Raw genomic sequence first — 11941 nt, forward strand, 5'->3', positions numbered from 1 at the left:
CCCGCCGCGGGTGCACGATTTTTATTCGCGGACCTCATTTCGCGACCCCGCATTGTGCACTTTCACGACCGACCATTGCGTGACCGGCAACTGCGGACGCCAGGTCGTGAACGATCCCAACGGCTCCGCGCGATAGATCTGGAACTTGCGCAACGCACCGCCGTGCGCCGCCGCCCAGCTGAGCAGCAACGATTCGGATTCGGCCGTCACCGCGTTCGCGACGAGCCGGCCGCCCTGGCGCAGCTGCGCCCAGCATGTCTCGAACAGGCCAGGCTGGGTGAGCCCGCCGCCGAGGAAAACCGCATCCGGCGAGCCGGATTCGTGCATCAGGTCCGCCGGGGCGGCACCGCGCACCGCCACCTGGGGGACGCCGAGCGCCGCCGCGTTGTCAGCGATCTGCTGTCTGCGCCCGGCCGAGCGTTCGAAAGTGACCGCGCGACAGCCGGGGTGCGTGCGGCACCATTCGATCGCGATACTGCCCGACCCCCCGCCGACATCCCACAGCAGTTCGCCGGGCGCCGGGGCGAGCGCGGCGAGGGTGAGGGCGCGCACCTCGTGCTTGGTGAACTGACCGTCGCCGGCGAACAACTCGTCCGGCAGGCCAGGAATTCGCGTCGCCCGCAGCCGTGCCGGATCGGCCACGCAGTCGATCGCCACGATGTTCAGCGGATCGCCCGGCGGATACCGCCAGTGCTGCGCCGTATCCGTCACTCGCCGCTCCCCCGGACCGCCGAGCTGTTCTAGAACGGTCAGCGCGGAATCACCGAAGCCGTTGCGGGCCAGGAGTTCCGCGAGAGCGGCCGGGGTGTCCTGGTCGGCACTCAACACGAGAACGCGCCTGCCGTGCACCAGGTCCGGGAGTACGGTCGCCAGTGCCCGCCCGACCACGCTCACCACGGGCGTCTCGGCCAGCGGCCAGCCCAGGCGCGCGCACGCCAGCGATGCCGAGGACGGCTGCGGCAGTACATGCAACGCCGCCGGACCCAGCAGCCGCGCCAGAGTCACGCCGATCCCGTAGAACATCGGATCCCCGCTGGCGAGCACGCACACCCGTGCGCCGTTGTGGCGCTCGAACAGCTCCGGCAAAGCGGGCACCAGGGGCGAGGGCCACGCCACCCGCTGCGAATCCCCTTCCGGCACAAGCGAAAGCTGCCGCGGCGACCCGAAGATCACCTCCGCACTCAATACCGCGTCCCGTGCCGCGGTACCCAACCCGGCCCATCCGTCGGCCCCGATGCCGACGACCGCCACCGGCGGTCCCGCCCACGCCTGAGTCATCGCGCCCGTCCCGGCAGCGGATCGAAGTCCACCGTCCGCGCTGCAATCCCCAGTGCTCTTGCCTGCGGCGCGCCGATCCACAAGGTCGTCACACGACCCGGCGACGGCTCCTCCGGAAAAGCGAAGCGCCGTAGCGCAACCGGGCCGCCGCGGCAACCGGGCCGAAAAGCGGGCGAATCACTGCGGCGGTCTGCGATCTCCGCTCGGCTCACCGGGGCATCCGACGCCAGATCGATTGGGGCAGAAGGCGCATCGCGAAGAAGAACGGTTGCAGGATGCGGGGGTACCAGACCAGCCTGGTGCGCTTGTGCAGGCCCTTGACCACGGCGTCGGCCACCCGGGACGGCGTGCTGGAGAAGGGCGCGGGCGCCATACCCTCGGTCATCCGGCCGATCACAAAGCCGGTGCGCACCAGAAGCAGGTGAACTCCCGTGTCGTGCAACGCATCCGAAAGACCGCTGGCGAACCCATCCAGTCCCGCCTTCGCCGAACCGTACACATAGTTGGCCCGCCGAACCCGCATGCCCGCCACCGAACTGAACACGACGAGCTGCCCATCCCCTTGTGCGCGCAACATATTCGCGAGCGTGGTGAGCGCGCTGACCTGAGCGACGTAATCGGTGTGCACCACGGCGAGCGCGTGCGCGGGATCCTGTTCGGCCCTGGCCTGATCGCCGAGCACGCCGAACGCGAGGATGGCGACGCCGATCTGGCCGTGCTCGGCCGCCAGCTTCTCGAACAGCGCGGGGTGCGCGGCCGTGTCGTCCGCGTCGAACTCCACGCAGTGCACGACTTCCGCACCGGCGGCCATGATCTCGGCGACCTGTTCGGACAGCTCACCGCTGCGGCGCGCCGCGAGGATCACCGTCTGTCCCGGTGCCAGCCGCCGCGCCACCTCCAGTCCGATCTCACTGCGCCCACCGAGCAACAACACCGTCCCGTCCGCAATCCCACGCGATCCCATGCGCCCAGTCTTACAGCAACATCGCGCGCGACCCGACATCGCCGAGCCATTTGGCGCGTACTGCCTCGCGCGTCCCGTGCTCGACGCGTGTCCGCACGTCCAGCCGGGTGCCGGCAGGCGGAAAGCGGGCCGGTTCGCAGCGCCCGTGCGCCTGGGCGATGAGCCCGACCGCTACCGTCATGGGATGCCGACCCCCAGCACCGAGCTGTCCCCCGCCGCGCTCGAGTTCGTCACCGAACGGCACCTCGCGACCCTCACCACGGTGCGGGCGAACGGCACACCGCACGTCACCGCGGTGGGTTTCACCTGGGATCCCGAGGCAGGGCTCGTGCGGGTGATCACCGACGGCGGGTCGGCCAAGGTGCGCAACGTCCGGCGCGGTGGCTACGCGGCCGTGAGCCAGGTCGAAGGCCGGCGGTGGCTCACGCTGGAGGGTCCGGCGACGGTCCTCGACGCCCCCGAGGACGTCGCCGAAGCCGAACGACGCTACGCCGGGCGCTACCGCGTCCCCCGCGAGAACCCCACCCGCGTGGTCATCGCCATCGACGTCCGCCGCGTCCTCTCCAGCCGCACCCTGCTCGCCCCGGCCCTGGAGCCGTAGGCATCCCGATGAGCTGATGTCGAATGTGCTTGCCGCCGAGCCACTTCGGTATGCGCACCCGCCCCCTGACGAGGCGGGTGCGCATCGGCCGGGCTACAGGATGGTCAGGCCGTGGGGACGCTGGTTCATCGACTCGCAGCCGTCCTCGGTGACGACGACGATGTCTTCGATGCGGGCGCCCCAGGCGCCCCGGAAGTAGATGCCGGGTTCGATGCTGAACGCCATGCCGGTCTGCAGGGTGAGGTCGTTGCCCTCGATGATGTAGGGCTCCTCGTGCACCGAGAGCCCGATGCCGTGACCGGTGCGGTGCACGAAGTTCGGGCCGAAACCGGCTTCCACCAACAGATCTCGGCCCGCGGCGTCGACCGAGGCCGCGGTGACGCCGGGCCGGACGGCGGCGACGGACGCGGCTTGGGCGCGTTCGAGGACGGCGATCCGGGCGGCGATCTCGGGATCGGGTGCACCCATCGCGTAGGTACGGGTGGAATCGGAGTAGTAGCCGGGCTCGACGGGGCCGCCGATATCGATGACCACCACGTCACCCGCTTCGATGCGGCGCTCGGAGACCCCGTGGTGCGGGTCGGCGCCGTGCGGTCCGCTGCCGACGATGACGAACGCGGCGGCGGTATGGCCCTCCTCGAGGATGGCGGCCGAGATATCGGCGCCGACCTCGGCCTCGGTGCGGCCGACCTGGAGGAATTCGCCCATTCGCGCATGCACCCGGTCGATCGCGGCACCGGCCCGGCGCAGCGCGTCGATCTCGGCGGCGTCCTTGATCATGCGCATCTCCCGCAGTACCGGCGTGGCCGAGGAGGGCAGGCCGGTGAACGACTGGGCCAGCGGGATGAGGTGCAGCGCGGGCATCGCCTCGGCCACCGCGACCCGGGAGCCGACGTGCAGCGCGGACTTCACCAGTCCGTACGGATCGACGCCGTCGACCCAATCGAGCACCTGCAGGTTGAGCTCGGCCGCCGCGGAACCTTCCAGCGCGGCCAGTTCCATCTTCGGGATCACCACCGACGGCGTCGCCCCGTCGGCGGGGATGACCAGGCAGGTCAACCGCTCGAACGAATCGGCCGCCGAACCGATCAGGTACCGCAGATCCGGCCCCGGGGTGATCAACAAAGCGTCCAGGTGAGCGGCGCGCATCAGCGCCACCGCCCGCTCCAATCGTTCACCGTAGACATCCGCCGCGAACCTGGCATCCGTATGCGAGCTCATTCGTCCGACGTTACCTGCCCGGCCCGTCCTCGCGAACCCGAACTCCCGCCCCCGGAGATCAGTTTGCGGGCGGTGAATCGGACCGTTTCGTCCCAGTCGTGCGGGTGCAGGTAGTGCCGGACGCTGGTGAAGTGGTCGGCCAGGCCGGTGATGACCGACCACAGGACCGTCACGGTCATGCCCGGGTCGTCCCCGAGGTCCAGGCGTTCGACGGTGTGCAGGATCAGGTCGTAGGCCCGGGCCGCCGCGGTGATCAGCTGGGCGCCGGATTCGTCGCTCAGGTCGACCTCGCCCGCCAGCACGGCCCAGATGTTGAGTTCGCGCCCGTACACCCGGTACATCGCCAGGTACTCGGTCGCGACGAGGACGAACAGCTCCTCGAGATCCTCGGCGCGGGCGCAGCTCGGCTCGACCTTGCCGACGAATTCCTCGAGCCGTTCGGCGTAGAGGGTCGCGTAGAGCGCTTCTTTGGTCGCGAAGTAGGTGTAGACCGTGCCCGGGCTGATGCCCGCGCCTCGCGCGACATCGCGCATCTGCAGTGCGGCGTAACCCTTTTCGGTCAGCAGTCGCCGCCCCGCGACGAGGATGTCTCGTCGCCGGGTCTCGCGGTCGCCCCACTTGGTGGCCATGCACCTGCCGTTCCGAACCGGGTTCAATTTGTCTGACCCGAGGGTGGTGCACCGTGGCCGCGGGTGTCAAGCAGGGCCGACCGCTGCGGCGAGCCGGGCTCAGGCGATCCGTTGCGTGCTCGGGTGCGCGGGCCGCGCGAGGTGATGGTCGAGAAACCGGAATGCTCTGGGTGCCAGGCACAGTGCTCCGGTGAGGTGCTCGCGGTAGGGCATGGTGTGCAGGGTGACGGGCACGCCGAGCGACGCCCAGTCGGCGGCCAGCCGGACCATCTGACTGTGCGGGACGATCTGTTCCCACGTGCTCGAGCCGAGGAGGACGGGAGCGGCGGGCGCGAGGTCGCCGAGCCGGTTCTCCCGCAGCCGGGCCCGGATGGCGGGGACGTCCTGCGGCCGCCGGGTGACGTAGCGGTCGATGCGTTTGCTGGGCGCGAGCCAGCCGAGCGGGACGGCGGGCACGATGTGCGTGCGGCGCAACACCGCGGCGGCGGCGCGACCGTAACCGGTGAGATAGGACAGCGCGTCGAGTTCCGGATAGGCGGCGTCCAGGCCGAGGAGGCCGTAGACGAGCAGGAAGGCGAACATCCCGCCCTCGTGCCGGTTGATCATCGCTGCCAGATCGGCGGGTGCGGCGCCGACAACGCCTGCGGCCAAAGGGATGTCGGGCGCGTACGTCGGTTGCAGCTGGAGTGCCCAGCCGGCGGCGCAGCCGCCCTCGGAGTAGCCGTGGATCGCCGCCGGGCCCTGCGGATCGAGCCCGGCTTCGGGGAGCGCGCGGGCGGCGCGCAGGCAATCGAGCACCGCGGGGCCGAGGGCGTGGCCGATGACGTACGGATGCTCACCCGGGGTGCCGAGGCCCGGATAGTCCGTGACGGCCAATGTCCAGCCGCGGCGCAAAGCCATGGCCAGGAAGGGCGCTTCGTATTCCACGCCGCGCGCGAGTTGCCAGGACGCCGCGCACCGATCGGCGAGCCCTTGGGTACCGACCGCATACCCGATGAGGGGATTGTCCGGCCGACTGCGCCGGTGCGGCACCAGGACGGTGCCCCTGACTTCGGTGCGGCCACCGGTAGCGGTGGTAGAGGTATAGCGAATCCGCCAGGCGCGCCCGGGCATTCGCACGCCGGGCACCACGTAGGCGGTCATCGGTTCGGCGGACAGCAACTGTCCCGGGCGATCGGCAGGAACCAGTGGGTGCATGGATTCTTCTTTCTGGGCGCGCCAGGCGGGGACAGAGTGCTCAGCCGGGTGGCTGGACCAACAACGAGCGCAATGCGGGACGGTCCACCTTGCCGGACGGATTGCGGGGGATTTCGGCGACGAGCCGGATATCGCGCGGCTGCTGGAACCGAGACACGGTGTGCCGGAGGTATTCCCGGATGTCGTCGACGCTCGGCGCGCTGCCTGGCTCGGGCACCGCGAACGCCGCGAGCCGCTGGCCGAATTCGTCGTCGTCCACGCCGATCACCGCGACATCACACAGTTCTGGATGCGCGGCGACGACATCCTCCACCTCCTGGGGGTAGACGTTCTCGCCGCCGGACACGATCATGTCGTCCTCGCGGCCCGCGAGGAACAGACGACCGTGCGCGTCGAGCGAGCCGAGGTCACCGCTGTTGATCAGGCCGTCGACCCGCCCCTTGTCCCCGCCGCCGGTGTAACCGGTGAAACCCAGTGCGCTGCCGACGAACACATGCCCGACCACGCCCGGCGGCACGCGCCGGCCCGCGTCGTCGAGGATGCGCACCTCGGTACCGAGTACCGGGCGGCCGACGGTGCCCGGGGCGGCGCGCAGGTCCGCCGGGGTGGCCAGCGAACCGATGCCCACCTCGGACGAGCCGTACCCGTTGTACAGCACCTCGCCGAATGCCTCGATGAATTCCGTTGCCAGCGCGGGACGCAACGGCGCGGCCCCGCACAGCACCACGGCCAGCGACGACCGATCGAACCGTTCGCGATCCGCCACGGGAACCGCGAGGATCCGCTGCAACATGACCGGGACGACGGCCAGCATCCGCACCCGGTGTTCGGGCACCGCGGCCAGAGTGGCGGCCGCGTCGAAGTGGCGACGCAGGATCAGCTTGCCGCCCAGCGCGATGCCCAGCAGCAGCACCCCGAGGCCGAACCCGTGGAACAGCGGGATCTCCACGGCGATACCCGCCCCGGTGCGTAATCCGGTGCGACGCAACAGACTCGTGGCCGTGCCGACCACCGCCGACGCCGCCGGGTCGCGGGGCACACCCTTGGGCGTGCCGGTGGTGCCGGAGGTCAGGATCACCAAGCGCCCGGCCGGAACTCGCACCGGTGCGCGCAGACCGCGGCCCACCATGGCCGCCACCGAGTCCCCCGCCGCCTCCTGCTCCGCGTAGCAGATCACCACGGGGCCTTCGTATCCCGCGGCGCGCACGACCGGCACGAACTCCGCGTCGCAGAGCACCGCGGCGACGGATTGCCCCGTCAGCGAGCGGGCGAGCGTCTCCGCGGCGAAACCGGTATTGAGCAGTACGACGTCCGCGCCGGTGGCCAGCACCCCGAACAGCCCCGCCGCGTAATAGCGGCTGTTGCGGCACAGCACGGCCACCGCGGCACCCGGGCCGATACCGTGGTCGGCCCGCAGTCCACCCGCGATCGCGTCGGCCAGTGCGGACAACTCGGCATAGGTGAGCGCGCCCCGCTCGTCGACGACCGCGGTGCGGTCCGGCCAGCGGGCGGCCGAGACCGACAGCAACACAGCGGGATTCAACCCGTTGCGCAGGACCGCGGCACCCATCCGGGCCGCGGACGCCGGACCGACCGGCCACACCACCCGCGACCGCACGAACGCGGCGGCGACCGCCGGACCGGAGCGCAGCAGGGTCATCATTGCCCACCTCCGAGCACGGCGGCGACCGCCGGACTGAAGCACAGCAGATTCATGACTGCCCACCTCCGAGCGCGGCGTCGGTGTCGCGGGTGTAGCGCGCCCACGCCCGCATGAACAGTGCCGTCGATCCGGGCAGCACCGCAGCGCCGACCTCGGCGGGGCGCACCCACCACGGCTGGATCGCCCGCGGCCGCCGCACGATCGCCCGCGCCACGATGCCCGCCGCCTCGGCCGGATACAGGCCGGGCAGCATGCGCATTATCGGGGTGGGCGCGCTCATCCGCGTGTAGATCAGCGCCATGTACACGGTGCTCACGGATATCCCGTCGGCCGCCAATTCCGGTGCGACACTGCGCAACCAGACGTCGAATGCGCCCTTCGACGCTTGGTACGCGCCCCAGCGCGGACCCGGCGCGATCCGCACGCCGATGGTCGAGATGTTGACGATCTGACCGCTGCCGCGCTCGCGCATCAACGGCAGCAGGCCGAGCAGCAGCCGCACCGGACCCAGATAGTTCACCCCGATGGTGCGCTCGAAATCGTGGAACCGGTCGTATTGCAGGTGCAGTGACCGCCGCATCGACTTGCCCGCATTGCTGACGATCACGTCCGGCGCCCCGTGCCGTTCGACGATGGTCTTGATCAACGCCGCGACCGCCGCCTCGTCCGACAGGTCCGCCGCGAACGCGAACGCCTGACCACCCGCCGCCTCGATCTCCGCGACGACCTCGTCCAGCCGCTCGGCCGTCCGCGCCACGAGCAGGACGCGGGCACCCGCCGCGGCCAAGCCATGTGCGGTCGCCGCGCCCAACCCGAACGAGGCGCCGGTGACGAGCACCGTCTTTCCTGCGATCGCGGCGCGCAGTTGCCGCTGATCGGACAGCCGGGCGGGATTCACCACGCGATCGAGGGCCACCCGGGTGACCCTGGCCATCGGATGCAGGTCGCTCACCGGCCCGCCTCCCACGCCTGCCGCCGGTTCGAGCTCTTTGTCGTCATCGACTCACCCATTCTGAACACGGTTCGAATTGAACTGCGTTCAGAATGGGTGTCACAGATAGATGTTGTCAACCCCTCCCGCGATATCTGTCTGAGCCAGTGAATTGCCCGATTTACGCGTGCAGCAAATGCGCTCGAGCGCGACGCGCGCCCCCGGCACGGATCTGTCTGGGCCGGTGTTACGCGCTGATTTGTCGGCGTGGGCAGGTAGCGTGACCCGCGTGACTTCTGCTGCGCACTCCGGTGGACCGTTGCTGCTCCTGGACGGGGCGAGCCTGTGGTTCCGTGCTTTTCACGCGATCCCCGAGAAGATCACGGCGGCCGACGGCCGATCCGTGAACGCCCTGCGCGGATTCACCGATATGGTCGCCTCGCTGATCACCAAGCACGCGCCGAGCCGCCTGGTCGTGTGCCTGGACCTGAATTGGCGGCCCGCCTTCCGGGTCGAACTGGTCCCCTCGTACAAGGCGCATCGGCTCGACACCTCCGCCGACGCGGGACCGGGTGCGGAACAGGTTCCCGACACGCTCACTCCGCAGGTCGAGATGATCCTGGAGGTCCTCGCCGCGGCGGGCATCGCGACCGGCGGCGCGGACGGCCTGGAAGCCGACGACGTGCTCGGCACCCTGGCCACCCGGGAACACACCGACCCGGTCGTCGTCGTCAGCGGCGACCGCGACCTGCTCCAACTCGTCCGCGACACCCCGCAGCCACCCGTGCGCGTGCTCTACGCCGGACGCGGGCTGGCCAAAGCGGAACTGTTCGGGCCCGCCGAAGTCGCCGCGAAATACGGTGTGCCACTGGAGAATGCGGGCCGCGCCTACGCCGACCTCGCCACCCTGCGCGGTGATGCCTCCGACGGCCTGCCCGGCGTGGCGGGCATCGGCGAGAAATCCGCGTCCATGCTGATCTCCCGCTTCGGCTCCCTGGAGGCCCTCGTCGCCGCGGTCGAAGACCCCGAAGCCGACCTCGCCCAAGGGGTGCGCGCCAAACTCCGTGCCGCGGAAGACTATTTGAAAGCCGCCGCCCCGGTCGTCCGCGTCGTCTGCGATGCCGACGTAGAACTCTCCCGCCCTGACACCCTCCCCACCACCCCCGCCGACCCCGACCGCCTGCACGAACTCGCCAAGACCTACAACGCGGAAAGCCCCATCACCCGCCTCATCACCGCCCTCACCCGCCCCGCCTGACCACCCGCAACATCACTGGTTCGCGCACCCGCACTCGTCCTGCGTTCGCGCACTCGTCCTGCGTTCGCGCACCCGTCCTGCGTTCGCGCACCCGTCCTGCGTTCGCGCACCCGTCCTGCGTTCGCGCACCCGTCCTGCGTTCGCGCACCCGTCCTGCGTTCGCGCACCCGTCCTGCGTTCCCGCACCCGTCCTGCGTTCCCGCACCCGTCCTGCGTTCCCGCACCCGTCCTGCGTTCCCGCACCCGTCCTGCGTTCCCGCACCCGTCCTGCGTTCCCGCACCCGTCCTGCGTTCCCGCACCCGCTATGGCATGGCATAGCGAGTGCGGGAACGCGGAAGGGGTGCGCGAACCGCAGCGGATGGCTTCGGCCCAACGAGGGTGGGGGCTTCGCGCGGCGCGGAAAGGCGCCCGGACCCCGGATACGGCTCGGCCGCACGCTCGGCGGAGAGAGCGTGCGGCCGGGCGGGGGAACTAGTTGGGGCGGCCGACCTCGTAGGTGCCGTCCTCCTTGGTGATCTTGATGGTCACCTTCTTGGCTTCGCCGCTGACCTTGACGTCGCAGGTAAAGGTGGCGTCGACCTTGACCGCCTCGCCGGAGGGGCAGGTGACGTCGCTGACGTCCTGGATGCCGTAGGAGTCGGAGAGCACCTTCTTGACGCCGTCCTGCACCGCGGCCTGGTCCAATTTGTCCTGGGCGGTGAGCACCAGGACGAGGGCGACGACGGCACCGATGACGACCACACCGAGCACGACCAGGCCGATGATCAGGCCCTTGCCCTTACCACCCTGCGGCGGCTGCTGGCCGGGCTGCTGACCCCACTGCGGCTGACCGGGCTGCTGGCCCCACTGCGGTTGCTGTCCCTGCTGCCAATCCTGCGGCGGCTGCTGCCCCCACTGCTGGCCGGGCTGCGGCTGACCGGGCTGGCTCCACTGCTGCGCGGGCTGCTGACCCCACTGCGGCTGGCCGGGCTGCTGGCCCCACTGCTGTTGCGGCTGCTGGTCACCCCAGTGCTGGGTCGGCTGCGCCGACGCGGGCGTCTGCGGCTGACCACCCCACTGTTGTCCGGGTGGCTGCTGGCCGCCCCACTGCTGGGTGGGATCGTTGCGCCCCTCCCCGGGTTCGCTGGGTCCAAACGGGCCGCTCATCTGGTTGCCTCCACTCGCATCGTTGTACACACGGTAGCCCCCCGCGTGGGAACCGTCGTATAACTCGACTCCTCCGCCACGGTCGGTACGCGAAAGAAATCAAATCACAATCGAATCCGGTACGCGTAGCTCCGGCCGCCGCCTCGGCTGCGCGCGTGCTGCCGCTTCGCTCTGCGCAGTCTAGGGACCGACTTGCCCGTTATGCGGCATCCACCGCGACGACACCCCGCCGGATCGCCCGCACCGCCTTCGCGGCGGTCGCGGCGACCTCCGGATCGTCGGCGTTGCCGTGGATCTGGTCCAGCAGATCGATGACCTGCCTGCACCAGCGCACGAAATCGCCCGCGGACAGCGGCGCGGCCTGGTCGCCGCTGGCGAGCAACGACTCGGCCAACCCGTCGCCGCGCGCCCACTTGTGCACGCCGGTGACGAAGCCCAGATCGGGCTCTCTGGTGGGCGGCAGCTTGTGCCGGGCCTCGTCGGAACGCAGCTCGCTCCAGACCCGGATGGTCTCGCCGACGGCCCGGCGGATCGGCGCCGTGGGCCCGCTCGCGCCGAGATAGCCGCCGTCCTGGCGGGATTCGAACACCAGAATGGAGACGACACCGGCCAATTCGGCGGGACCGAGCCCGCGCCACAGCCCTTGCCGCAGGCATTCGGCGACCAGCAGATCGCTCTCGGAGTAGATGCGGGCGAGCCTGCGCCCGTCCGCGGTGACCTCGGAGTCGTGCACGAACCCGCGCTCCTGCAGCAGGCCGAGGATCCGATCGAAGGTGCGGGCCAGCGAGTTCGTCGTCGCGGCAACCTTCTGGCGCATGGTCTCGGTTTCCCGGAGCAGCCGGTTGTAGCGCTCGCCGATGCGGGCCATCTGTTCCCGGTCCGGACGGGTGTGCGCGGGATGGGAGCGCAGGCTGCGGCGCAGCGTCGCCAGTTCCCGGTCGTCGGCGGCGCCGGACCGCTTGCCGCGGCGCGGCCGGCCCGGCGCGGAGATGCCGGTGCTGCGCAGGGCCGAGGCCAGGTCGCGGCGGGCCTGCGCGGTCCGGTGATCGACC

Annotated in this window: 11 protein-coding genes and 1 pseudogene; 2 read left to right on the forward strand and 10 right to left on the reverse strand. The window is 70.5% G+C overall.

Features of this window, described 5'->3' with window-relative positions:
• Positions 1-21: 21 nt before the first annotated feature.
• From NVU01S_RS27460 to NVU01S_RS43605, 3 genes are all read right to left on the reverse strand, one after another.
• On the reverse strand, positions 22-1278 hold the full coding sequence (locus NVU01S_RS27460; protein WP_043683124.1) for a bifunctional cobalt-precorrin-7 (C(5))-methyltransferase/cobalt-precorrin-6B (C(15))-methyltransferase: 1257 nt from the start codon (positions 1276-1278) through the stop codon (positions 22-24).
• 208 nt (positions 1279-1486) lie between these two features.
• The gene (dprE2, locus tag NVU01S_RS27465) at positions 1487-2242 is read right to left on the reverse strand and encodes a decaprenylphospho-beta-D-erythro-pentofuranosid-2-ulose 2-reductase (RefSeq protein WP_043683127.1); all 756 of its coding nucleotides are present in this window, start codon (positions 2240-2242) and stop codon (positions 1487-1489) included.
• Positions 2243-2252: 10 nt separating this feature from the next.
• Complete coding sequence (locus NVU01S_RS43605; RefSeq protein ID WP_156162015.1) at positions 2253-2423, reverse strand: hypothetical protein; 171 nt, start codon at positions 2421-2423, stop codon at positions 2253-2255.
• Between the two features lie 3 nt (positions 2424-2426).
• Here NVU01S_RS43605 and NVU01S_RS27470 point away from each other — a divergent pair, with 3 nt between their 5' ends.
• Positions 2427-2843, forward strand: a complete 417-nt coding sequence (locus NVU01S_RS27470) for a pyridoxamine 5'-phosphate oxidase family protein (RefSeq protein WP_042259875.1) — start codon at positions 2427-2429, stop codon at positions 2841-2843.
• Between the two features lie 93 nt (positions 2844-2936).
• Here the strand turns inward: NVU01S_RS27470 and NVU01S_RS27475 are convergent, their stop codons facing one another.
• The 5 genes from NVU01S_RS27475 to NVU01S_RS27495 all read right to left on the reverse strand — a co-directional run bounded on the left by NVU01S_RS27475 (position 2937) and on the right by NVU01S_RS27495 (position 8487).
• Positions 2937-4064, reverse strand: coding sequence for a M24 family metallopeptidase (locus NVU01S_RS27475; RefSeq protein WP_043683131.1), 1128 nt, complete (start codon positions 4062-4064; stop codon positions 2937-2939).
• Positions 4061-4693, reverse strand: coding sequence for a TetR/AcrR family transcriptional regulator (locus NVU01S_RS27480; protein ID WP_043683135.1), 633 nt, complete (start codon positions 4691-4693; stop codon positions 4061-4063). The genes NVU01S_RS27475 and NVU01S_RS27480 overlap by 4 nt, the downstream gene beginning before the upstream one ends.
• A gap of 99 nt (positions 4694-4792) precedes the next feature.
• Entirely contained in the window at positions 4793-5890 is a 1098-nt protein-coding gene (locus NVU01S_RS27485; protein WP_043683138.1) for a lipase family protein, read from the reverse strand.
• 40 nt (positions 5891-5930) lie between these two features.
• Complete coding sequence (locus NVU01S_RS27490; protein WP_043683144.1) at positions 5931-7550, reverse strand: AMP-binding protein; 1620 nt, start codon at positions 7548-7550, stop codon at positions 5931-5933.
• Positions 7551-7602: 52 nt separating this feature from the next.
• A complete protein-coding gene (locus tag NVU01S_RS27495; RefSeq protein ID WP_043683147.1) occupies positions 7603-8487 on the reverse strand; it encodes an SDR family NAD(P)-dependent oxidoreductase in 885 nt (294 codons plus the stop codon).
• Positions 8488-8773: 286 nt separating this feature from the next.
• Here NVU01S_RS27495 and NVU01S_RS27500 point away from each other — a divergent pair, with 286 nt between their 5' ends.
• Complete coding sequence (locus NVU01S_RS27500; protein WP_043683141.1) at positions 8774-9742, forward strand: 5'-3' exonuclease; 969 nt, start codon at positions 8774-8776, stop codon at positions 9740-9742.
• 472 nt (positions 9743-10214) lie between these two features.
• On the opposite strand, the gene NVU01S_RS27505 is transcribed toward NVU01S_RS27500, so the two are convergent.
• On the reverse strand, positions 10215-10889 hold the full coding sequence (locus NVU01S_RS27505) for a DUF4333 domain-containing protein (protein ID WP_043679766.1): 675 nt from the start codon (positions 10887-10889) through the stop codon (positions 10215-10217).
• A gap of 199 nt (positions 10890-11088) precedes the next feature.
• Positions 11089-11941, reverse strand: a pseudogene (locus NVU01S_RS27510) (DEAD/DEAH box helicase); the annotation flags it as partial.

It is taken from the genome of Nocardia vulneris, from assembly GCF_001613425.1.
Classification (GTDB): domain Bacteria; phylum Actinomycetota; class Actinomycetes; order Mycobacteriales; family Mycobacteriaceae; genus Nocardia; species Nocardia vulneris.